The sequence below is a fragment of the Thiolinea disciformis DSM 14473 genome (assembly GCF_000371925.1).
In the GTDB taxonomy this organism is placed as follows: domain Bacteria; phylum Pseudomonadota; class Gammaproteobacteria; order Thiotrichales; family Thiotrichaceae; genus Thiolinea; species Thiolinea disciformis.
This window is the reverse complement of record NZ_AQVE01000002.1, coordinates 15,759-38,422: the sequence shown is the minus strand read 5'-3', so window position 1 is coordinate 38,422 and position 22,664 is coordinate 15,759. Positions and strand designations below refer to the sequence as shown.

Sequence of the window (22,664 nt, the reverse complement as noted above, 5' to 3'; positions counted from 1 at the left end):
CTAAAAACCTTCTAATACTTCAGCTTTTAAACCATCCAGTTCTTTTAGTTCAAAACTACCATCATTATTCACATGTAAACTCTCGTGTACCTTTGCTGAGGAGTATTGACCACCTTTGGAGTTGTGTTGCCACCAAAATACTTTTAAGACTTCCATACTTCCTTCAGGTCGTGCAGAAGAAGCATCATTTTCAAACAGTTTAGGCAGAATCTGCTTAATAACATCTGCATCTGCATTACTAAAACCAGTGCGTTCAGCCAGTTGTGGATTCATACTACCTTTGAACACATAAATGCCACTATCCACCCGATGTTTCATGCCCATTGTATCCGAGCCTCGTTTAGTACCATCACCTTCACCACTGACGCTTTTAGTAATCTGAGTGCTGGTTACACTGACAGGCCCTACGCTAAAAGCCGACTGAATACTGACAGGGCCACGTACTGGAATAGAAACACCATCACCAGCTTTTTTATCTTTGGATTTAAACGCAAACACTTGCCCAAATGCACGCACATCAAACCAAGTTTCACAGGCAGCTTCTTTAGTCAGCTTTTTACCTAAAACCTTATCTGCTCGATCTTGTAGGCTGGTTGCATCATCCGTTTTATAATCATCGGATTGCACAAAAATTGGTAAACCCTGTTCCAATAAGCGATTACGGATTTTACGTTTTAAGGCTACATCGCTAATTTCGCCAATATTTTCGTAGTTAGTTCGTGGACGATTGCCATTAAGTGGATCGCCATTAGGATTAGCATTTTTTACGCTCAAAATTACAGAAAAATCAATTTTGTTTTGTAATGTCATAATATTTATATCCCTTAAAAATTAGATTACTTACTCGTCATTTTCCAAATCACTGGTCTCACTTTCATTATTAGCTTTGCCTTGCCAAAGTGCCTTGCGTTGACAGTGATACGCTAGTAGGTATTCACCTGTTAATGGATCAGGTCTATTAAAATCATCAACGGATTCAAACTTATTTTGTATCTCATCTAATAACTGCATCATTTGCTGCCAACGACCATAACGGTTTGTTTTTATACGAGACAAATAAGGATTCAGGTAGTCATACAACATTGGCCATGTTTGACTGGGATTCTGTGAAAAACGCTGCATAAATCTTGCCGCATTGGTTTGGCGTTTTTTTTCACTATTTTTTTCATCATCTGATTTATTATCTTGTTTTTTACCTTTGTCTAATTGCGCTATTTCTTCAATATAATCAGCCACTGCCAGCAATCGTCCATATAGATAATCACGGGTAGTACGTTCTTCATCCAAACCCATCGTCATTTCCTCTTTGTGTGTTCCACGCACTAGGGCGCAAGCAATACCTAAAATTTTCTCCCACTCCCACAAATCCTTAGGGCTAAATGCCGCTTTATTGCTAACTCGATGACTGATAGAACGAACCAGATCAGGTGGAAAGTGAGCTTTATCAATCAGACAAGGTAGTAAGCGTTCTACGGTTGCTTTCTTAAGGTTTTCATCTAGCCGCTGCCCATAAGCAGCTTCTGCAATATCTTTAGGTGAAGGTGCTCCAATAAAGTGGGAGTCTTTACCGTAGTTTTGAAACCACGCAAACTGTTGATGCCAGTATTCCAGCCGCTCGAAAAATTCTGATTTTTCTAATTCACGGTAAAAGGTGACCGCCATACGTCCTGGGGTGGCAGAATCCACACCCATTAATAAAATGCGTTGGGTATCCTGAATAGAAGCACGATAACCTTTCATTTTACGTATCAAACGCTGGGCATAGGCGTGCCCTACGTCTCCTATTTGACCTGTACTGACCGACTCATCATTGTTTAGATCAACCTCATCTTCATCATCGTCAAAGGCATCTTTGGTATTTGCCCACGGACTGGGTAAAGGTTTTCCTGTTTTTGCCCAAACAATAAAAGCCTGATCCCCCAAACGATAGGCTTGTTTACGTTGTATTAACCAGCGCAACGCATTATGGGCTTTTTGTGATACCTCTGAAGAAACGGTACAGGCTTGACTGCCCTCACTATCAGTAAAGCGACCACGAAAGGTATAACCGGAGGAATCATTAGATGAGATGAGTTTGGCTTTGTCTGCACCGTGTCTAATACCCGAAGGATGCTGAGTAGCTAGGGGTGACATTGTACCTGTTACCATACAAAGACCTTGTGTGGTAGCTCGTTTACTGTAAAAACTCATCCATGCTTTTCTAAGACTACTATCCTGCCATGTGCGTGGTTCTCGGTCGCCTTGTATCTCAACGACCCAACGCACAAAGGCCGCCTCAATCGTTTGTCCTGCTGGCATGATTCTAAAAATGGCAGGTGCTTCTTCCTTACTATTTGGTGCTTTTTCCCACTGTTTGATTAATTGTCCTTGTTCATTAACATAAAGACATTGTGCCTTTACCAAATCAGCAATCAAACAGGCTTGTTTCACATAAACATAAATCGCCTGAATTTTGGGGTGTGTATCATCAGATTCGACCCATTGGCTCAAATCCTTCAGGTAATTTTGATAAGGCTCTAGTGGATTTTTGCTATAACCCACAGTGACCGTTCCCCCAAAGTTTACATAGTCTCCTGCTACGTATTGCAGCTTGTCACACAAAGGATGATGGACTGGCTTACTGCCCGAACGTCCTGCCGAGCCTTCTGTACAAGGTACAACTGTTAATAAATCATTTTTTTCTAAAACCTGCGCTCGCAAAAATGCACCTTTTTGATTGAGTACTACTTCAATATGAGCGTTTTGCGTGGTGTGACTAATGGGTAATAGCGCGGGATTGTTATCATTACCCTTGAGAAACTCATCATTCTGACTACAGCATTCGTAAGTCTCATAAAGTTGTGCTAACCAACTCATGCCTCCAACTCCTCGTCTGTCAACATCCGCACTGTCTTATGTAACTCAAAAGACTTACGTTCCATCTCACGAATATATTTACGAGTCATCGAGTTTTCGGTCTGCTCAAAGCTAATGACACCTCGCTTCATGACAGGTTGCCCAAAACGAGCGTAAAGCTCACTGCCCCCTGTTTCATCGGGATAATCAAAACCTTGAAACATCAAGCCAAATGTCAACTCGTCTATCGCATCGTAAAAGCCTTCACCTGAACCAAATTCGCAGGGTTCGACATAACCTTGACAATCGCGTGTACCTAAAAAAATATCCTGTCGTCCCCCACGTTTTAAGGCACGCTCTGTCATAGCTACATGTTTGGCGGCATTACGATCCTCGGCTAACTCGGGGCGATGTAAATTCCACTCAAAATGCGCTCGCACTTGATATTCCACATCGGCAAGAAAGGTATAAATGGCTAGGGTATTGCCGCCACTCAATACCAAAGGTTTAGTTCCTTTCGTTTGAGTACGAATCGGTTTCACAATCCGCACTTTATCAATGACCCAAATCAATGTGGGCTTCCAGTAAATGGATTTGGCAACACCCTTTAAAGCTTCATAGGTCGGTACATGATAAGAACACTTTTCGCCACCCACTCGAGTTACAGGATCAGTAAATAAGGCATATTTACCCCATAACTTAAAATCGTAATGCCTTGATTGATACATATTAAATCTCCAAATTTAGGAGCTAATCACTTCTTTCGATAGTTCCGAAAAATAAATGCAGTGGTCAATAGAGCTACCACCACCACAAGACTCAATACATAGAACTTCTCATCAGGTAGTTGTAGAAGTAAGTTAGTTACCGCTTCAATTTCTTTGTCCATCGTTCCACACCAAAATTTTAACAGTCAATTTAGCATATAATGCTTTCACTGAGACTGTAAATAAATCTTTGAACAATTTGTAGATCACGGTACACTGTGATCTCACCTGCTATGGTGTGGATTGAAATACTGAAACTGTGAAGTTTAAAAACATCACATAGGGTCACCTAGTCTGCTAGGTGACCTTCTTCTTACATCATTTGAAAATTACTGAAACTTTCAGTTGTTGTAGTACTTAAACCAAAGTCTTTGCTGTAATATTGCGGTTTGATTAAATACAAAATATCTACATCATCTTGTATAAAATGCACAGCTTCTAAGTCATTTAACTTCTTAAGCTCTATAGGGAATACATTCACGGTATACTGTTGTGCTTCTTTTAATAAAGCATATTGCTTATCAGGTTCATACGCCGCACATAATGCTGTAATAATTTCTTGGCCTCGCTCATTATAAGGTACTAAAACACCTCGAGTAGGTGTGTCAATAGCTTTAAATGCCTTTGCTGCTGCCATAAAAGATTGTTTTAAATAAATATTTAATGACTTATTATTCACTCGCTCATAATTATCTACTTTATTCATATTACTAGATAATAAATTAAAGAGATTGTCATTATACGGCTCGGAAACTGAATAAAGCATTTCACTCTGACGTTTAAAGAAATAGTAATCGAAGTACTGTTCCATGGCGGTTACGCCAATAATATTTTCATTATCAAACGACAACGGATCTGATTTATATTCATCTAAAATACGCTGAGTGATTTTTTTACCTTCTACAATATCAGCAAGGCTCGAGGTTTTTTCCTCATTAGGGTTGACAATAGAAACACGGCCTATTTTTTCTCGTTTCCCATTTCGATTACAACGCCCTGCTGCTTGCGCTATAGAGTCCAAACCTGCTATTGAGCGAATAACAGCTCCAAAATCAACATCTACCCCTGCTTCAATTAATTGAGTACTAATACAAATGATAGAGGATTTTTGATTGTATTTGTTATTCTCCAACTCGGATTTTAATAGCTCTTTCATTGCAGTTAACTTGGCTTTACGATGGGCTGGACACATACTAGTACTTAAATGAAATACCATTACGCCTTGAACACTAGCCAGTTGAGACTGACAGTATTGAAATATCTGTTTAGCAGCATCTTTGGTATTCACAATTACTAAACAACTACCTAAATCTTGCATTTCGCTAATAGCTAACGCAGCTATTTGTGTATAACTCCATCCCTCTGTTTTACAAAGATTATTAACCACCACTCGACGTAAATCTTGATAAAGCCGTTTGACATCTGGTATTAATTCATTAGTCTTTTTAAGCGCTAAATGCCCTTTGCTGGGGTCAACTCGATCTAGTAATGGCTGTGTCGCTGTACATAACAAGACCGTGCTACCACAATGATCTACTAAAAAATTAATGGCATTATTAAATAAGTGTACGCAATTAATAGGCAATGTTTGAATTTCATCAAAGATTAATACGGTATTAGCTAATTGATGCATACGTCTCGCGCCACGAGTACCTGCACCAAACAAGGTTTCTAAAAACTGCACCATTGTTGTATACACTACAGGCGCATCCCAATTCTCGGAAAGAATCTTGGTTTTCCATGTTTGCAATTCAGGGGTTAAATTAGAATGGTGTTCTAAAACAACCTTACCCTCATCACCGCTACCAATAGGCTCTAAAATCTTGCGTGTTTCTTCTGCGTTTTGATCAATAATCGAAGTAAAAGGAATAATATAAATAATGCGTTCTAATGTATGTTTTTCGACATGCTGCAAAGCAAAGCGCAAGCTAGCTAATGTTTTTCCGCCTCCTGTCGGTACAGATAAGGTAAAAATACCTTGTTCATCTTTACTTCTTTGCAAACAAATATCAGAAATATATTTTCGATGCTGATTGACCTCGGTATTAGCCTCAGCATTAGCACTTAAATTAAATAGTTTATTCTCTAAACGCTCGATTAAAATAGAAAAGTGTTGATAACGTCCATTTGCGCGTTTCTTGGCAGCATGAGGATTTTCAAAGTCAGCCGTATCGATTCGGTCTGCATCAATCAAACAGCTAAATAAAAAGCGCAACAGTAAGCCCTGTTGAAAATGATAAATATCTTGATTTTTAATGGAGTGTCGCTTTTTTAGAGACTTAAAATGCTTATTGATAGTTTTAATTTTATTGAATACTTCATCTATCAAGGTGCTATTTCCAAGTAAATCATTTGCACGATTTTTAATACTTGCATCTACTTTACTCAAAGCTTCTTGTAAATGTGCTTTTTCCTCTGATTTACTGATGCGCTGGCTAAATTTATCTTTAACAGGTTCTCGCTCTGTTTCTTCTAAACAATCAATTAATCCAGAATGATGCGAAACAATACATAAAGCTAATAACTGAGCAATAGCTTGCGTTTTTTCATCAACTGGCTCTCGTTGCATCAAGGAAGTCCAGATGAATTGTGCCCCTGCGGTAGAATGGTCGATTTTGCCTTTAAAATGTTTCGGGTCTTTATACTCATCAGCATCAGGATCAATTTCATCTAAGGCAGAACGTAGGTAGTCCTGAAAATCTTGACTATATTTTCCCAGATCATGCAATAAACCAATCAACTCACCCGCGTTTACTAATCCCACTTTCTCAGCGAATTGCTTGGCAAGTTTAGCCACACCCTGTAAGTGCTCTTCAACCGATTGCTTACGCTCACCTTGTTGGTGGGCGAGGTAAAAAATATCACACGACATAAGCTCACTTCTTTTGAAACATTAGACCTCTTTCATAAATCAATTTTTAAGCGATCTCTCTGCGCAAAATACAGACAACTACTTCTCGTAGCCAAACTATAGAAAGATCCTTAGCATAAGCTAAAGTTGGCTAAATTTTGATTTATGAAAAGGGTCTATTATTTAAACATCTAACATATATCGAAACTGCGTTTAATAGATCAGAAAATCTTTAAAAACTTGATAAAAATCTCAAAAATTATTTTTTCTTATAAAAACCATAGAACCCATAAAACCAAGCCAAAATGAATGAAATATATTCACACCTATATTTCATGACACCTACTCATCTGCTTCAAAAATCAAGGCTTAAGCTTTATAGCATAACCTGTTACTTATGCCAGTGAAGCCTAGGAAAATCAGAATTCTACTACGTTCGCCCGCCATACTAGACCCTTCGCATGGCTTGTGTTATACCGATAACTAGGCTCGCAATTAGGAGCTGGGCGTTGGCCAGCCAAGACCATCATTAAAAATTCTTAAAAATATCATGAGTTCTTTATGAGTAAACAGCCACTTTCTACCAGCTCCGAATGGACGTTCGAGACCATTGAGTTGTATAACCGTGAGATTGCGCGCATCGCACACGACAAATTCAAGCTCGATACCTATCCCAATCAAATTGAAATCATTCGCTCTGATCAGATGATGGATGCTTATGCCTCGATTGGGATGCCGGTTTTTTATAATCACTGGTCGTATGGCAAGCATTTTGTGAATGTGGAGCAAAATTATTCGCGTGGGCGCATGGGGCTAGCTTACGAAATCGTCATTAATTCAAATCCTTGCATAGCTTACCTCATGGAAGAAAACACCATGACCATGCAAGCCTTAGTGATTGCGCACGCCTGCTACGGACATAATTCTTTTTTTAAAGGTAATTATTTATTCCGTAGTTGGACTGATGCGGAGGCGATTGTCGATTATCTCTTATTCGCGAAAAATTATATTCACGATTGCGAAGAACGTTATGGGGTTGAGGCAGTTGAATTATTACTAGACTCTTGCCATGCGCTTATGAATTATGGTGTGGATCGTTATAAGCGCCCTGCCCCGATTTCGGCTGCGGAAGAAGCGCAGCGCCAAAAAGAACGTGAACAATATATTCAACAACATATTAATGATTTATGGCGTACTGTACCGCGTAAAGCGCAAGCTGAGGAAGCGATTCAATCCCGTAAATTCCCTGCTGACCCACAAGAAAATATTCTTTATTTCCTCGAGAAAAATGCCCCACTGTTAGAAAACTGGCAACGCGAAATTATTCGCATTGTGCGTAAAACTGCACAATATTTTTATCCGCAGCGTCAGACGCAAGTGATGAATGAAGGCTGGGCAACTTTCTGGCACTACACGATCTTAAATGAAATGTATGATGAAGGTTTGGTGACCGATGGTTTTATGATGGAGTTTTTGACTTCGCATACCAATGTGGTCATGCAGCCTGATTTTGATAGTAAATATTATTCTGGCATTAATCCTTATGCGCTCGGCTTTGCCATGATGCAGGATATTCGTCGCATTTGTGAAAACCCCACCGACGAGGATAAACGTTGGTTTCCAGACATTGCCGGATCGGATTGGATAAAAACCCTCGATTATGTGATGCGCAATTACCGTGACGAGAGTTTTATTCTGCAATTTTTATCTCCTAAGGTGATGCGCGATTTTCATTTCTTTGCCCTACAAGATGATGACCGCCGTAATACGATTGATGTTACCGCCATTCATAATGATGAAGGCTATCGTGCACTACGTGAAACGCTGTCTCAGCAGTACAATCTCAGCTCGCAAGAGCCTGATATTCAAGTAGAAAATGTGAATGTGCGTGGTGATCGCTCCCTGACCTTACACCACCATATGCACAATCGTAAACCGCTAAGTAATGATAGTTATGAAATGCTGCGCCATATTCATCGCCTTTGGGGCTACGATGTGCACTTGCACTCCGTTGAACCGGATGGCCATCGTGTGCGCAGTTATCATTTACAGGGTGAAGGGGAAGATTACTAAACCAGATAGTCTTTTCGCACAGTAGCTATCTTTGTGGAAAAAACAAAAAGCTTAACAAGCTCGGCGGCAACGTAAAGACACCCAGCTTCGCCGTCGAGTGCTTTATTAAGCTTCAAATTGCCAATTCAAAAATATCCTAAAGTAGTGCCTCAATCACTTCGGGGAGGTTTCTGAATGATGATCGGCATAAGCAATCCCTAGACCAAGCGACCAATCCATTCGTGAGTTTTCTACCAAAGCAATCATAATGTCATCTGTTCTAAAACCCGATTGAACTGCTTGCTCTGCAACATGACGAAATAAAGCACGTTTCTGCTCATCAGTACGACCCCGCAAAAATACCACTTCAATTACACAAGCATCTTTTGAACGCTTAAGCCAAAATTTAGGGGTGGCTTGCCATCCAAACGGCTTGCAAATCAGCAATAAATGGGGGTAATGATGTTTGATCGGTCACAAATTCAAACTCAAGGCGTTGGCTGTGCTCTGTTAACATGCTTAACACGCCACTGACAACTATTTGTCCTCGACCATTACCACGAAGAGACAAGTAGGTTTCCTCATATTGCTTCTCGAGTTTAGCCTCACCCACTAACTTGGTGTACAAGCTCTCAAGTGCTGCGACAAACTCACTTAGCGATGAGCAATCAAATATAAATGCAACGCTGGCGGCAAATGGGTAGGAAACCACTTCTAATAAACAACAGACTTCTGAACCATCTCCACAAAGCCTGATGCTTTTCAGGCTCAATTGACAGTCTTCAGATTGGGTAAAAAGAGTAGCATTCATTTATGATCGCGTAGTGTCATCCGATGATAGATAGTTTTCAAACTCCCACTCCATGTAGTTACATAATACCTTAACAGCTTCATCCCAAGAGCAGACAGAAATACTTGAGACCAGCCGCTCAATCATGCGAATGACTTCTCGCCAAGAAAACTCAGGGATCAACAGACAGCCTTTTCCCCAAAAGGTGGCTGGGTGTTGAATCAGAAATTGAGGCGTTACCACCAACACGTGAAATTGTTCTGCACCCTCTGAATGTTTAAGACCTATGTCAACAAACACTGTCACGGCACAACATGCTGGGTCTTCTGGAAGAGCCAGCTCCCGTAATTCAGTGCTAAAAATTTTCTTTACCTCAAGATGCATAGGATTTTTACTAAACCTTCTAAACAAGCCCTTTAAAAGAGCCTGCTGTATTTAAGCATTAAACCATGGTCGATTGGCAATTCCTTGTTTAATCAACAACAAGGTCGGTTTAAACCGTTCTTGTCCATAGGCTGAAGCCATATTATCCAAGAGTGTAATGACTCGCGCTAAACCCAGCTCTTGCGACCATTTTAAAATGCCTTGGGGCAACATTAAGCCCTGTTGAAAGGCTAGATCAATATCATCAGCACTCGCGACTTGTTGGCTCATGACTTCTACTGCTTGATTGGTCAGCATACACAGGGTGCGCATCACACAAAGTCCAGGGGAATCCCGTAATACAATCACTTGTTTACCTAGAGCTTGCCAAAAACCAATCGCATTTTCGATAGCCTTAGGCGAGGCCTGTTCGGCGGGCGCAATACCAATATGAGTGCATTTCTCATAGTCCAATGACCAGTCGAATAAGACTAAATCCTCTGCCTGATCCTCTAAAGCACTTTGTAAGGCCAAACGTCCATCAGTCAATCCTAATACCGCCTCACCTGCGAGTACCACGAAATCATCATTGTTCGCACCCTTATCACGCTCAAATGGAATCTTTGCTTTTTCTAATAAACTTAAAATCCCAGCAGCAAAAGGCGCATCCCCCAGCACCGTAATGGTTTCAGGTTTTGCGCACTTTGGGGCAAGTGTTGGTGCAGGCTTCGGCGTATCGGGTGCATAAGGATAAAATCCCCGCCCCGTTTTGCGCCCCCAATGTCCGGCATCGACTAATTCGCCTTGCAAGGGTGAAGGCATAATACGCGCTTGTGCACCATACACAGCTTGTAACTGTTGAGCGATGCCATACACCACATCATTGCCGAGTGCATCCATCAATTCAAAAGGACCAAACTTAAAGCCACTACCTTTAAGTAAGGTATCTAAAGTCGCAACATCCGCCACACCTTCTTGCAATAAGCCTAAACTTTCTGCAAAAAACGGCTGCATAGCACGCTGTATCATGAAGCCTGCCGTGGAGCGTGTTTGAACGGCTTGTTTACCCCAATCATTGATCGTGGCATAAACGACTTGAGCCACTTCTGGGGCAGTAACAATACCGTTCACCACCTCAACCAAACGTGAGCCAATGACCGGATTAAAGAAATGCAAACCTAGAAAGCGCTCAGGATGCCGTAATACAGAACCAAGCGCATTAATCGATAACAACGGTGTCGTAGTGGCAATAATCGTTTGTGAATCCAGTCCGGCCTCAAGCTGACGCAACGCCTCTTGCTTGAGAGCGAGCTGTTCAGGGATGGCCTCAATCACCAATGCCGCCTGTGCCAATTGATGACTATGTTTGACAACATGCAAACGCGACACAATAAAATCACGCTGTTCTGCGGGCATCCGACCCCGTGCTATCAGCTTATCTATATTCGCGACAATGTGACGTATGCCTCGCTCGGCACTACCCGCGACACTATCAAACAATAAAACATTGTGCCCAGCCGTTGCGGCAATTTGTGCAATCGTTAGGCCACGGTTGCCCGCACCTACGATTGCAACATTGCTCTCTTTCGCTAAACCCATCATTGTGGTCTATCCCCGTATACCCCTAATAACTTGGAAGCTTAATGACTTATTGCTTTGCAGAGGCTTAAGCACATCGCATAATTATTCTTTGAATGATAAGGAGTTTGATCATGAGCATTGATAATGAAGACATGCAATTTGCCACGGGCTTAGCTGCTTTTGAGGCCAAACATTTTTCCCGTGCGATGCAAGCGCTTTACCCTTTTGCTGAGCAAGGTAATGCCAAAGCCCAACATCTTATTGCCATCATGTATCAAAACGGCTTGGGGGTAGTGCAAAGTGATTTAGCGGCTTATAAATGGATGAAGGCCTCTGCTGAACAAGGCTATGGCTTGGCACAACACGGCTTAGGCTTTATGTACTTAATGGGGGAATGCGCTGGTAAAAATCCCAGCAAAGCAGCGGAATGGTTTCAAAAAGCGGCTGATCAAGGCTTAACCGGCTCCATGCTGGCCTTGGCATCGATGTATGAAGAAGGCAATGGCGTAGCACAAAACCCAACTGAAGCACAACGGCTTTATAGTTTAGCCAGTGCCAACTAAATGCTAATAAATTACTTTAAGAAAAATAGATAAGGTTAAGTTTTAATTCAGCGCACCCCGTCTATTCTGCACGCTATGGAACACACAATAACACTAAGGACAGACAGTTTGAGGAAGTAGGTTAATACGAATGTCAGGGCTAAAAAACATTCGCCTTAACTAAACAATAAAGCATCTGCTGTATAGTGTGGTAGGGTCACAATATCTGAACGTTAGTTCAAACAGATGAATAATACTAAAAATAAGCCGGTTAATCATTCAGGCAGTTATAATAAAAGTTCCAATTAATAATAAGCTGCCTGTTTGTTTTATTTTAAAGAAACCTCTTCAAAAAAGCAATTAGCTTTTCCAAATCGATCTATAGATTACACCGGTCAAAACTGCGTTCTGAGCGAAATTGACGCCGACTTTGATCATAAGTATAAATCGCATAACATAAATCCTGCCCAACGTGCCCCACTGATTGTAAGACCCCGATATCCATCAAACCATCTCGGTCAAAATCACCCAAACGTAGATATTGATTGCGCCATTGTTGATAGAGTGGCCAATAAATACTTTCTAAACTTACTGGCTGAGCATTTCCGGCCCGAACCATCACAATCGTATCCTCTAAATACACTTGCGCTGGAATACCTGCACGCACCATAAATTGCCGTGCTACTTTCGGTTTTTGTGGCGGTAGTGGTCTTGAACCTAAATGACTAGAATTATTAGTGGGCTGCGGTGCCGTAATAGGCTTGGGGGTATAATGCGGTTGCTGCGTCTCATTCGGTTCTGCCAAAGCAATTGAGCAGCCGATCAGGTAAACTAGACAAATAATACTGAATTGACTGGTTTTAGTTGACATAAATTTAAGTATCATAAATGGTTATTAAAAATAAAATGGCAGTTACTAGGAACGGTCATTTACATGGATGAGGCAATCACTATGACAACACGTAAGGGCTTGGCAATCCTGTTAGCTGCACTCTTATTGCAAGCTTGCGGGGGGAATGATGGCGGCGATAATCAACCTAATCCTTTGCCCCCCACGCCACAACCTACACCTACTTCGGGTAAATTGTTAATCTCCAATCTGGCTGCTGGAACCCAAGTTCCACTCATTAATATTAACTACGTCTCAGACACCAGCACCCTGAATTACGCCCAACAAGCTGGAAATACCAATACCCCGACCGCGCAACAAAGACAAGTGGGTGTGACCAGTGTCACGGGTGAATTCAAGTTTGACACGGCTGATTCCATTACGTTCACTTTGCTGAATAAAAGCTTTGGCCCAATTCCCACTAAAGCACTCATTACAGAAGTTGATTTAGCGACGATTTATTGTGCCAATCTGCCTGCAGTTAATTGCATCCATAATACTACGCTCAACTTACGCCGTTTATTATTAAGTACGGATAACGATGCCAATCTCAGCAATGGCATTCAACTGCTACCTGATTTCGCACAAACGCCATTAATGCCCTTGGAATCAACACCAGAATCATTTGAAATGGCGCTCGCCAAGAAATTATCGCCTTTAGGACGTCAAGTCGCTGCGGCCTTTAGCCCTTCTTTGGGTATTAATCTGGAAGCGCCGCAACCAGAAGCAGATGAAGTCGGCGGTCAACCCGTACCTTTTGCTGATTTATTCCGAATTTCGCGCCCTTTTCCTGAATATTCCTGTTCTGGCATTAGTTATGATACCAATGGCTGGCCCACTAGAATTCCTAGCTCTTGCGATACTGAAAATCATAGCGTACTAAAAGTCCCAACTTGGGCTAGCACCTTTATTTTGCGTTATGTACCTTATGGCGCTATTCCAACTGGCAAATATACGGTTATTTATGAAGGTAGCGGCACACTGCAATATAGCGGTATCGCTAATAAAGTCTCGGCTGAAAGTACAGCAGGTCGGGATATTATTGAAATCACCCCCGATCTAATACGTGATAAAGCCTCTTCTGGTTTGCGCCTTATGCTAAAAAGCACGGATGTCAATAATCCAGTAAAAAATATTCGTATTGCTATGCCGGGGGGAATTTGTGACGGCAATCCCTTCTTACGAGTCGAAAGCGCAACTGAATGTCCTGCCGGTGCGTATCGCAGTTTTGCAGATACTTTAGCGCAAAATCGTAATGCGATAGTCTTTAATCCAGACTATTTACGCTTTCTTAAAGACTTTAAAGTAATTCGGACTATGAACTTTACCGAGTCTAGTCCACGCAATCCTTGTTATGTTTATAAAGATGCTGAATATACCGCTTGTTTGATGCAAGAATTTTCTTGGGAAAAACGCGCCAAAATGGATCAAGCCTCTTGGGGTGGCTCTAGTCGCACACCTTTAGTAGATCGTTATGGGCGCGGCGCACCACTCGAGGTCGTGATAGAACTGGCCAATCAACTCAATCGTGATCCTTGGTTTAATATTCCCCATAATGCTACTGATGATTATGTGCGCCAACATGCTACTTATGTTAAGGAAAATTTGAAACCTCATTTAAAAGCTTATATTGAATATACTAATGAACCGTGGAATGGTATTTTCTGGGGCGCTTTATATGTACGTGAAAAAGGTAAATTAACCGGTGAAACCAATCCGTATCGAGCAGGTTATACCTATTATGCTACACGTTCGGTAGAAATTTTTGATCGTTGGAAAGAAATCTTTGGCGGGGCCGATCGTTTAGTGCGCATCCTAAATACCTATACCCTTGATGATCAGGCCTCGAAGAATATGTTAGCGAATAATGCTAATTATAAATCAGTCGATGCCTTAGCAAGTGCTCCTTATTTCTATGGCTGCTGGAACAACGTCGATAATAAAGGCAATACGATTAGTGATTGTGCCGATACAACTAAAGTCCCTAAGCTTATGATTAATATTACGTCAGTGGATGATATATTTTCGATTATCGATAATGTGAATGATCGTTATGGTATAGCCAATACCATCGCATGGATTAATAAACAGGTAGCCGTCACCAAGAATAATCAATTCGTGAATGATAAAGGTAAGCCCATTGTTTTCTTTACTTACGAAGGTGGGCAGCATTTAACGATTGATTACACGTCTTATCCTATGCCTGCCGAGCTGCCAGCGGGAGCAACCCAAGAGCAAATTAAAGCGCGTGAGGCTGAAGTAGCCAAAATTAACGCTGAAATTACGCGTATGCAAAACTTAATCCGTGCTGCTAATCGTGATACACGCATGGGCGATCGCTATACGCAATTGCTACACGGCTTCAAAGATGCGGGAGGGCAATTATTCATGCTGTATACCATGCCGCAAACTTATCACCGCTTTGGCAGTTTTGGAATTAAAGAGCATTTGAATCAAGAACGTGCGCTAGCCCCTAAATACGATAAAGCCATGTATTTCCAAGAAGAGCAAGGTAAATGCTGGTGGGCAGACTGTAATAATTAAACGACTACTCCTAAAACAATTTTTCCTAAAGTGGAGAAACACCACTTTAGGAAAAACCTAGTAAATTACTAGCTACTCCACGACCCCAGCCGTCAATTGGGTACTGTGATCCACCGCTTGCAAAGCCACCAAAGCACAGCCCTGCATAATCATGTCATCCGCGTCTTGGTACCAAAGCAATTTAATTTCTGCTTCTGCATTATTGCCGGGTTTAGACAGGATTTTATAAATTTCAGGTTCGATCAGGCTGGCAATCATCGCACTTTCACCTACCAGTGCGACCGGAACAGGATCCGTGAGGGCAAATAAACTTCTCAAACCATAACCAATCGCCTGCCCCGCTTCACGCCATGCCTCACGCTCCTCTCCCTCTTGCAGGAGTGCTTGCTGCATAAAGTGCCTCATCATAGTTTCATCAATCGCTGCAGGTGGTGCACCATCGTGCTTATGAGTAGAAAGGCGTCGGAAAATCGCATATTCACTTGCATAAGCCTCAATACAACCGCGCTGCCCGCAATGGCATTCCGCTCCTTCCGGCTTATACACCATATGGCCAAACTCATTGCCGGAAGTACGCGTTCCCATAAATAAACGCCCATCTAACATTAAGCCCATACCAATCCCTTGTGACAGCAAAATAGCCGCAAAATGCTTACCAAATTGTTCGGGATAACGCCACTGCAAGGCCTTGGCTAATAAATTACAGTCATTATCTACACTCACTTCAACCTTAAAGCGTTTTGCCAAAAACTCACCGATATTAATATCCTGATCCGCCATAACCGGCGACCATAATAACGTTTGGCGTGTTACATCGACAGCACCTTGCACAGATACCGCAATATACCGTAATGGCATGGTAGGATGACTAGAACGACGCGCTAATAACTCACTGATTAAACGATCAATCTGTGTGAAAAGCTCTGGAGCGGGCGTACTTTTAGAATCAAAATCAAGATGATTTTGAGCGATGGTTTGTCCTGCATAATCCTGTAAGCGTGCATCTAAGCGATTCATGGATAACATGAGCGCTACAATGCAACCAACTTCTGGACGTAAGCTCAGAATGATGCGTGGGCGCCCACGACCAATTAAGCCGCCAATATGCTCTTGGCTAATCAGAATGCCATCGCTGATTAGGGTGGAGGTAATGCTTGAGATGGTGGCAGGCGATAAACCGGTTTGTTTGACAATTTCAGTACGAGACACCCGTTGGAGGCGACGTAAGCTGTCCATCACCAAACGAGTATTCTGCCTCCGCACATCATCGGTTCGTACTAATGTGGGCATAGCGGTGCTCGCAATTCCTAGCTATTGGTCATCGCAAGAATGGTAACGCGATGATTTTAGAAAGGCTAGCGATTCGCTAGCCTTAAATAGAATAATCTAGCAGTAGCTTAATTAATAAGCTTTTATGGTCTCGAACTTGCCTTCTTTGACTTCAACTTCGCGATAAGCGCCTTTTACATCACCAGCATCGTCGAACTCAACGCCCGTTGCGCCCACATAATCAACATCCTTGCCTTCAGACAAAAGCTTTAAGGCTTTAGCCAGTTCGCCTGCATAGATCTTTTCACCAGGCGCATTCGCGACGTCTTTAATTTTAGCTTGAATGGCGGCAGGATCTGCCTTACCAGCGGCTTGAATCGCTAAAGCCAGAATAGCGGCTGCATCATACGACTCACCACGATAGGGACCACCGGTAGGATCAATCTTGTTTTCCTTAGCAATGGCCTCCCATTTTTTCGACCCCTCTGTTTCACCACCGGGCATAGTGCCGAACGCCCCATTGATCTTAGTGCCGAAGTTTTTCGTCAAACCTTCGCCAATCATACCGTCAGCAAAAATAAATTTGTCAAAGGCACCAGAATCTAAGGAAGCTTGAACAATACCCTTACCGCCTTGGTCAGCATAACCAAATACAATTAAAGTTTTTGCGCCTGATGCTTTGAGCGCCGCTACATCAGCACTGTAATCTGGCTGACCATCGGTATGCGCAGTACTCGCTACAATTTTGCCACCTAATTTTTTAAAGGCCGCACCAAAAGACTCATTCAAACCTTTACCATAGTCATTGTTGGTATAGGTAATTACCACTTCATCAACACCACGATTTTTTACGATTTCAGCGAGTAACTCACCTTGGCGCGCATCAGAGGGAGCCGTACGAAACACGAAACCCTTGTCGTCTAAAGTCGTTAAGGCTGGGGCAGTGGCTGAACTCGATATCATGGGAATACCTTTCGGTATCAAGACGTTATTTGCTACAGCAGTAGCCGCTCCAGAACAACTGGCACCAATCAGGGCTACAATTTTGTCAGAGGTCACTAAACGTTCAGCAGCGGTAGTCGCATTGGCTGCATCCACACAGGTGTCATCTGCGCGAATCCCTTTCAGGGTCTTACCACCTAATAACGCTTTCGAGTCCGATACTTCTTTCAGCGCTAATTCCGCAGAAGCGGCCATCATCGGTGCAAGCGACTCGATAGGCCCTGTGAAACCGAATTCAATACCAATATTAATCGTATCATCCGCGGCTTGTGCACTCGTTGCGAATATGCTTGCCAACAGAGTTGCTAATAGCAATTTTTTCATAACTTATATCTCCACGTTTTGGTTGTATTACCCTATTGATAGACCTGTACTAAACTATTACGTTCCTTTATCACTCATAGCCTTAGGGTTATGTCTTAACGGCGCTGCCCATTCTGCTCTGGCAACAACCCCCAAGGGCTAAAGCGCATCACTAACAATAAAACTAAGCCCATTACAATCACACGCATGTATTGGGCATTATTGATTAAGTGCGTCCGCAAGGCATTCCCATCGTCTAAACCACTGGTGATGGTGTTCATCAGCCAAAAACCGGCTGGCTCTGCCTCAACCCACAAGAACCACACCACAAAGCCCCCTAACACAGCGCCTAAATTGTTGCCTGACCCGCCTACCATGACCATCACCCAAACTAAAAAAGTATAGCGTAAGGGACTATAAGCCCCTGGCGTGAACTGACCATCTAAGGTGACTAACATAGCGCCCGCCATACCAAATACGGCTGAGCCTAGTACAAAAATCTGTAAGTGTCGCCCTTTGACATCCTTACCCATAGCCGAAGCGGCGACTTCATTATCGCGAATCGCACGCACCATCCGTCCCCATGGCGAATGCAAAGCGAGCACTGACAGCAACAAGATTAATAATAGAACAGCCGTAAATAAGCCGGTATAGCTTAACTTGACAGCAATACTGGAAGCATCCGACACTAACTTTTGCAAAGCATCATTACGTGCGACCTCATCCAAGGCGGCAAGCTTAGCGCTATTCCAATTACTGACCCATTCAATAAAGCGCGGACTTTGTTGCAGTTCTACCTCATAAGGCACGGGACGTGGTACACCGGTAACATTTTTTACACCACGTGATAACCAATCTTCATTGCGTAACACCGACACGACAATCTCGGCAATGCCCAAGGTAGCTATCGCTAAATAATCCGATTTTAAACCTAAGGCAATTTTGCCAATGAACCAGGCCGCACCTGCCGCGAACAAGCCACCCACCAACCATGACAATAAGGAAGGCAAACCTAATCCCCCTAAAAAACCACTACGGCTAGGATCGGTTGCTTCAATCGCTTTAACGGCTGGCTCGTACACTAAGCGCAATAAGAAATAGCCCACTAAAATAATGAGACTTAAAACCAGCCAACGGTAAGATGAGCTTTGCAGTTTACGGTATAACGTCACACACACAGCAATTGTCGCCAATAAAACCACTAACGAACCTAGAATGCCTAAGCCACCCACTTGCCAAGCATCTTTCACCGGCGGATAAGACACTAAAACCGCCGCTATCCCCCCCAAGGCAGTAAAACCCATAATTCCTACATTAAATAAACCTGCATAGCCCCACTGCAAGTTAAGCCCTAATGACATAATGGCTGAAATAATACAGAGATTTAAAATCGCAATCGCCACGGACCACGATTGATTCACACCAACCAGCACGAGCATAAAAGCCATAATGCTGAAAAAAGCGAGGGCGCGTAGCGTGTTATTGTGCCATAACTTACTCATATTACTTTACCCCGCAAAATACCCGTTGGGCGCACTAATAACACAATTACCAAAATCACAAAGGTAATCGCAACTTTGTATTCCGTTGATAAAAATTGAATTAATCCCTCCGGCAACCATGCGGGGGGTACAAGATAGTTTAAGAAAGCTTTGTAAGCATAGGTCAATAAACCTTCGGTGAAGGCAATGACAAATCCGCCCAAAATCGCACCAGCCGGTTTGCCCACACCACCCACAATGACAGCCGCGAAAATGGGTAATAATAAATTAAAATAAGATAAGGGTTTGTAGCCTTTATCAAGACCATACAAAACCCCAGCAATCACCGCTAACGTTGCCGAAATCATCCATGTAATACGCACTACCCGATGCGGATCAATACCGGATAACAGCGCAAGATTTTCATTATCTGAATAGGCACGCATGGATTTACCAGTTTTGGTTTTTTGTAAAAACCAGAATAAGGCAATGACCAAAATAGCAGCTAAGACAATCGTAATCACTTGCGTGGTTTTGAGAGCCAAACCTTCCTCTAAACCTGTCATAAGTTTGAAGTCAGCAGCACTGATAATAAAACGCTCGCCATCTTCAAAATTGCGATCGCCCGCGCCTAATAAGAAACGCACCAGACCATTCATAACAAACATGACGCCCACGGAGGCCATCACGAAAACAATAGATTTGCTACGTTTCGTGCGATAGTAACGATAAACCCAACGGTCTGTGAGTAGAACCACACCCCACATGATAACAATAGCTGGTAACATACCCAGCAATGCCGTGGGCAACACGCCCAAACTGACGCCGATACTTTGTAATAAGGTCGTGCATAAAATCGCTAAGGCGGTGCCCATCGCCATCGTTTCACCTTGCGCGAAATTCGAAAAACGTAACACGGCATAAAGTAAGGTGACGCCTAAAGCTCCCAGCGCTAACTGTGAGCCGTAGGTAATCGCAGGCAATAAAACGAAATTGGTGAGTAGCACTAAGGCATTTAAAAAGTCCGTCATCCTTAACCCCCCAAAAATGATTTACGTACTTCAGGGTCCGCTAGCAGCTCAGCGCCTGTGCCCGTATAGCGGTTTTGCCCCAACACCAGTACAAAACCACGATCTGCAATTTCTAAAGCTTGACGTGCATTTTGCTCAACCATCAAGACGGCTACCCCAGTGGCTTTGACTTCTAGAATTCGATCAAATAATTCGTCCATCACAATCGGTGAAACCCCTGCGGTTGGCTCATCCAGCATAATCACTGAAGGTTTAGTCATCATGGCACGCCCTACCGCAACTTGTTGGCGCTGTCCACCGGATAATTCACCGGCATATTGATGACGTTTTTCTTTCAAAATCGGAAAAAGCTGATAAATCTGATCAATGGTATCCCAATAATCATCCTGACGCAGAAAGGCTCCCATTTCCAGATTCTCTTCGACGGTCATCGTGGTAAACACATTTTCAGTTTGGGGAACAAAGGCAATCCCTTCGGCAATACGTGCCTGTGGGGCAAGATGGGTAATATCTTTTCCATCTAAGGTCACGCTTCCTTCACGTAGATTGAGCATACCCAGTAGCGATTTCATGGCGGTTGATTTACCCGCGCCATTCGGACCAACAATCACCCCAATTTCACCCCGATCTACTGCTAGATCACAGCCGTGCAAAATATCAGGGCCACTGCCATAGCCGCCCACGAGGCCAACCGCTTTCAAGTAAGTCATGCTTTTGCCCCCGCTGTCACGCCTGTCCCGATAGTAGCGCGATTTTTTAGACCACGGCCTAAATAAGCCTCAATTACGCGCTCATCGTTGCGCATCTGCTCAGCCGTACCTTGCATTAATAGTTTGCCCTCGGCCAAGACCACGACTGGATTACACAAACGCGCAATAAAATCGATATCGTGTTCTATCATACAAAACGTATAACCGCGCTCTTGATTCAAGCGCAAAATCGCATCACCAATTTCGCCCAACAAAGTACGATTAACACCAGCACCGACCTCATCCAATAACACCACTTTGGCATCTACCATCATGGTACGACCTAATTCCAATAGCTTTTTCTGTCCACCTGATAAATTACCCGCACGCTCATACTGTACATGCGAAATTTTTAAAAACTTAATCACTTCTTCCGCTTTAGCACGCACCTGCTCCTCTTGGGCGCGCACTTTAGAACGGTGTAACCAAGTATTAATAAGGCTCTCACCCAATTGACGATCCGGCACCATCATCAAATTCTCCAGTACAGTCATACTGGAAAATTCGTGTGCAATCTGAAAAGTGCGTAGTAGTCCTTTGGCGAATAGCTGATAAGGCTGCATACCTGTGACATTTTCACCATCTAGCACAATCTGCCCTGAGCTAGGCGGATACAAGCCCGCAATCAAGTTAAACAAGGTCGATTTACCAGCCCCATTCGGGCCAACCAAACCTGTTATCGAACCTTTATTAATAGTCAAGGTGACATTATCAACCGCCTTAAGGCCACCAAAATGTTTTGACACAGCTTTAATTTCAATCATTTGTAAGACCTTTACAAACGGCTTAAAAACCTAAGGGAGAAGAGAAAGAGATCAAATCGCTTTGAAAAATGACTGCTAGTTATACTCGACTTAAGCATGAGATGTCAGCCATGATGTAGGGACTAGACAAAATTTAATACGAAATGGTGGTTTGAAAAACAGTAAAAGACTACAAGCTTACGAATGAGCCCTAACATAAGATAACTCCTCCAGCAGAGTGTGCTATGCACTGATTACGTGCACGCTACACTATATTAGCGATTTTTCAATACTTTGTTCGTGTAATTTTGGTTTGCGTATCAAAGTCTAAGCCGTTAAAGTGTTGGCGCTTGCTGAATTAGGATAGGCTATGAACCCCAGTGCACTTGACTCCCCCAGTTTTTTACGTCGCCTTGGTGCTATGTTTTACGATGGTTTACTCATCGGTATTAGCTCGTTTTTGCTAGTCGGTATCGTTGGCACCATCCTTAGCAAAGTGCTTGGCATACCAGAAATTCCAGCAGGCTCACTTCTTGCTAAAATGCTATTTCTACTAGGGCTTGGCATTGCCTTTTTCTTATTTGGCTGGTTTTGGACACATGGTGGCCAGACCTTAGGCTTACGGGCTTGGAAACTACGTGTGGTGGATAATGATGGGCGCCCCTTAGATTGGCAAAAGGCTTTTATGCGCTATGCATGGTCGTTACTTAGCTGGCTAGCCTTGGGGACAGGGTTTTGGATTGCGATTTTCGATCCCGAGAAACTGACTTGGCATGATCGTTTATCGCGCACAAGAATTATTAAAGCTGAGCGGTAAACAAATAAAAAAGGCTTTTGCCACTTGCGCAACAAAAGCCTAGCTCAGTCAGGAT

Annotated in this window: 19 protein-coding genes; 4 read left to right on the top strand and 15 right to left on the bottom strand. The window is 42.9% G+C overall.

Going from position 1 to position 22,664, the window contains the following annotated elements:
• The 4 genes from cas7c to A3IE_RS0101710 all read right to left on the bottom strand — a co-directional run bounded on the left by cas7c (nt 1) and on the right by A3IE_RS0101710 (nt 6,474).
• Nucleotides 1-810, bottom strand: a complete 810-nt coding sequence (cas7c, locus tag A3IE_RS0101730; RefSeq protein WP_020393850.1) for a type I-C CRISPR-associated protein Cas7/Csd2 — start codon at nt 808-810, stop codon at nt 1-3.
• A 30-nt stretch (nt 811-840) separates the two neighbouring features.
• Nucleotides 841-2,856, bottom strand: a complete 2,016-nt coding sequence (gene cas8c / locus A3IE_RS0101725; RefSeq protein ID WP_020393849.1) for a type I-C CRISPR-associated protein Cas8c/Csd1 — start codon at nt 2,854-2,856, stop codon at nt 841-843.
• The gene (cas5c, locus tag A3IE_RS0101720; protein WP_020393848.1) at nt 2,853-3,563 is read right to left on the bottom strand and encodes a type I-C CRISPR-associated protein Cas5c; all 711 of its coding nucleotides are present in this window, start codon (nt 3,561-3,563) and stop codon (nt 2,853-2,855) included. The genes cas8c and cas5c overlap by 4 nt, the downstream gene beginning before the upstream one ends.
• A 352-nt stretch (nt 3,564-3,915) precedes the next feature.
• On the bottom strand, nt 3,916-6,474 hold the full coding sequence (locus A3IE_RS0101710; protein ID WP_020393846.1) for a CRISPR-associated helicase/endonuclease Cas3: 2,559 nt from the start codon (nt 6,472-6,474) through the stop codon (nt 3,916-3,918).
• Between the two features lie 540 nt (nt 6,475-7,014).
• Here A3IE_RS0101710 and A3IE_RS0101705 point away from each other — a divergent pair.
• A complete protein-coding gene (locus tag A3IE_RS0101705) occupies nt 7,015-8,526 on the top strand; it encodes a SpoVR family protein (protein WP_020393845.1) in 1,512 nt (503 codons plus the stop codon).
• Between the two features lie 153 nt (nt 8,527-8,679).
• On the opposite strand, the gene A3IE_RS22805 is transcribed toward A3IE_RS0101705, so the two are convergent.
• From A3IE_RS22805 to A3IE_RS0101690, 4 genes are read right to left on the bottom strand one after another with little or no spacing between them, the layout of a single operon-like run.
• The gene (locus A3IE_RS22805; protein WP_281167167.1) at nt 8,680-8,952 is read right to left on the bottom strand and encodes a tautomerase family protein; all 273 of its coding nucleotides are present in this window, start codon (nt 8,950-8,952) and stop codon (nt 8,680-8,682) included.
• A complete protein-coding gene (locus A3IE_RS22800) occupies nt 8,912-9,316 on the bottom strand; it encodes a WapI family immunity protein (RefSeq protein ID WP_020393843.1) in 405 nt (134 codons plus the stop codon). Before A3IE_RS22800 ends, A3IE_RS22805 begins: the two co-directional genes overlap by 41 nt.
• Entirely contained in the window at nt 9,317-9,679 is a 363-nt protein-coding gene (locus A3IE_RS0101695) for an Imm8 family immunity protein (protein WP_020393842.1), read from the bottom strand.
• A 51-nt stretch (nt 9,680-9,730) separates the two neighbouring features.
• Nucleotides 9,731-11,260: a 3-hydroxyacyl-CoA dehydrogenase NAD-binding domain-containing protein gene (locus tag A3IE_RS0101690; protein ID WP_020393841.1), complete on the bottom strand. Its 1,530-nt coding sequence runs from the start codon at nt 11,258-11,260 to the stop codon at nt 9,731-9,733.
• Between the two features lie 110 nt (nt 11,261-11,370).
• Between A3IE_RS0101690 and A3IE_RS0101685 the strand changes: the two genes are divergently transcribed.
• Nucleotides 11,371-11,802: a tetratricopeptide repeat protein gene (locus A3IE_RS0101685; RefSeq protein WP_020393840.1), complete on the top strand. Its 432-nt coding sequence runs from the start codon at nt 11,371-11,373 to the stop codon at nt 11,800-11,802.
• A 358-nt stretch (nt 11,803-12,160) separates the two neighbouring features.
• Here the strand turns inward: A3IE_RS0101685 and A3IE_RS0101680 are convergent, their stop codons facing one another.
• Nucleotides 12,161-12,652 carry a hypothetical protein gene (locus A3IE_RS0101680; RefSeq protein ID WP_020393839.1) on the bottom strand — a complete coding sequence of 164 codons (492 nt, stop codon included), beginning with the start codon at nt 12,650-12,652 and terminating at the stop codon, nt 12,161-12,163.
• An 81-nt stretch (nt 12,653-12,733) separates the two neighbouring features.
• On the opposite strand from A3IE_RS0101680, the gene A3IE_RS0101675 reads away from it, so the two are divergent.
• Nucleotides 12,734-15,214: a hypothetical protein gene (locus tag A3IE_RS0101675; protein WP_245539165.1), complete on the top strand. Its 2,481-nt coding sequence runs from the start codon at nt 12,734-12,736 to the stop codon at nt 15,212-15,214.
• A gap of 72 nt (nt 15,215-15,286) precedes the next feature.
• On the opposite strand, the gene A3IE_RS19625 is transcribed toward A3IE_RS0101675, so the two are convergent.
• The 6 genes from A3IE_RS19625 to A3IE_RS0101645 all read right to left on the bottom strand — a co-directional run bounded on the left by A3IE_RS19625 (nt 15,287) and on the right by A3IE_RS0101645 (nt 21,813).
• Complete coding sequence (locus tag A3IE_RS19625; RefSeq protein ID WP_020393837.1) at nt 15,287-16,504, bottom strand: ROK family protein; 1,218 nt, start codon at nt 16,502-16,504, stop codon at nt 15,287-15,289.
• 111 nt (nt 16,505-16,615) lie between these two features.
• Nucleotides 16,616-17,809 (bottom strand): ABC transporter substrate-binding protein, encoded by a 1,194-nt coding sequence (locus A3IE_RS0101665; RefSeq protein WP_020393836.1) that lies wholly within the window; start codon nt 17,807-17,809, stop codon nt 16,616-16,618.
• A 95-nt stretch (nt 17,810-17,904) separates the two neighbouring features.
• The gene (locus A3IE_RS0101660) at nt 17,905-19,290 is read right to left on the bottom strand and encodes a branched-chain amino acid ABC transporter permease (protein WP_020393835.1); all 1,386 of its coding nucleotides are present in this window, start codon (nt 19,288-19,290) and stop codon (nt 17,905-17,907) included.
• Nucleotides 19,287-20,300: a branched-chain amino acid ABC transporter permease gene (locus A3IE_RS0101655; protein WP_020393834.1), complete on the bottom strand. Its 1,014-nt coding sequence runs from the start codon at nt 20,298-20,300 to the stop codon at nt 19,287-19,289. Before A3IE_RS0101655 ends, A3IE_RS0101660 begins: the two co-directional genes overlap by 4 nt.
• 2 nt (nt 20,301-20,302) lie before the next feature.
• Nucleotides 20,303-21,010 carry an ABC transporter ATP-binding protein gene (locus A3IE_RS0101650; RefSeq protein WP_020393833.1) on the bottom strand — a complete coding sequence of 236 codons (708 nt, stop codon included), beginning with the start codon at nt 21,008-21,010 and terminating at the stop codon, nt 20,303-20,305.
• On the bottom strand, nt 21,007-21,813 hold the full coding sequence (locus A3IE_RS0101645) for an ABC transporter ATP-binding protein (protein ID WP_020393832.1): 807 nt from the start codon (nt 21,811-21,813) through the stop codon (nt 21,007-21,009). Before A3IE_RS0101645 ends, A3IE_RS0101650 begins: the two co-directional genes overlap by 4 nt.
• 349 nt (nt 21,814-22,162) lie before the next feature.
• On the opposite strand from A3IE_RS0101645, the gene A3IE_RS0101640 reads away from it, so the two are divergent.
• Nucleotides 22,163-22,609 (top strand): RDD family protein, encoded by a 447-nt coding sequence (locus A3IE_RS0101640; protein ID WP_020393831.1) that lies wholly within the window; start codon nt 22,163-22,165, stop codon nt 22,607-22,609.
• Nucleotides 22,610-22,664 lie beyond the last annotated feature (55 nt).

Bases quoted from the DNA above. Each gene is read 5' to 3' on its own strand.
- cas7c (WP_020393850.1), bottom strand. From the start codon at position 810: ATGACATTACAAAACAAAATTGATTTTTCTGTAATTTTGAGCGTAAAA.
- cas8c (WP_020393849.1), bottom strand. From the start codon at position 2,856: ATGAGTTGGTTAGCACAACTTTATGAGACTTACGAATGCTGTAGTCAG.
- cas5c (WP_020393848.1), bottom strand. From the start codon at position 3,563: ATGTATCAATCAAGGCATTACGATTTTAAGTTATGGGGTAAATATGCC.
- A3IE_RS0101710 (WP_020393846.1), bottom strand. From the start codon at position 6,474: ATGTCGTGTGATATTTTTTACCTCGCCCACCAACAAGGTGAGCGTAAG.
- A3IE_RS0101705 (WP_020393845.1), top strand. From the start codon at position 7,015: ATGAGTAAACAGCCACTTTCTACCAGCTCCGAATGGACGTTCGAGACC.
- A3IE_RS22800 (WP_020393843.1), bottom strand. From the start codon at position 9,316: ATGAATGCTACTCTTTTTACCCAATCTGAAGACTGTCAATTGAGCCTG.
- A3IE_RS0101695 (WP_020393842.1), bottom strand. From the start codon at position 9,679: ATGCATCTTGAGGTAAAGAAAATTTTTAGCACTGAATTACGGGAGCTG.
- A3IE_RS0101690 (WP_020393841.1), bottom strand. From the start codon at position 11,260: ATGATGGGTTTAGCGAAAGAGAGCAATGTTGCAATCGTAGGTGCGGGC.
- A3IE_RS0101685 (WP_020393840.1), top strand. From the start codon at position 11,371: ATGAGCATTGATAATGAAGACATGCAATTTGCCACGGGCTTAGCTGCT.
- A3IE_RS0101680 (WP_020393839.1), bottom strand. From the start codon at position 12,652: ATGTCAACTAAAACCAGTCAATTCAGTATTATTTGTCTAGTTTACCTG.
- A3IE_RS0101675 (WP_245539165.1), top strand. From the start codon at position 12,734: ATGACAACACGTAAGGGCTTGGCAATCCTGTTAGCTGCACTCTTATTG.
- A3IE_RS19625 (WP_020393837.1), bottom strand. From the start codon at position 16,504: ATGCCCACATTAGTACGAACCGATGATGTGCGGAGGCAGAATACTCGT.
- A3IE_RS0101665 (WP_020393836.1), bottom strand. From the start codon at position 17,809: ATGAAAAAATTGCTATTAGCAACTCTGTTGGCAAGCATATTCGCAACG.
- A3IE_RS0101660 (WP_020393835.1), bottom strand. From the start codon at position 19,290: ATGAGTAAGTTATGGCACAATAACACGCTACGCGCCCTCGCTTTTTTC.
- A3IE_RS0101655 (WP_020393834.1), bottom strand. From the start codon at position 20,300: ATGACGGACTTTTTAAATGCCTTAGTGCTACTCACCAATTTCGTTTTA.
- A3IE_RS0101650 (WP_020393833.1), bottom strand. From the start codon at position 21,010: ATGACTTACTTGAAAGCGGTTGGCCTCGTGGGCGGCTATGGCAGTGGC.
- A3IE_RS0101645 (WP_020393832.1), bottom strand. From the start codon at position 21,813: ATGATTGAAATTAAAGCTGTGTCAAAACATTTTGGTGGCCTTAAGGCG.
- A3IE_RS0101640 (WP_020393831.1), top strand. From the start codon at position 22,163: ATGAACCCCAGTGCACTTGACTCCCCCAGTTTTTTACGTCGCCTTGGT.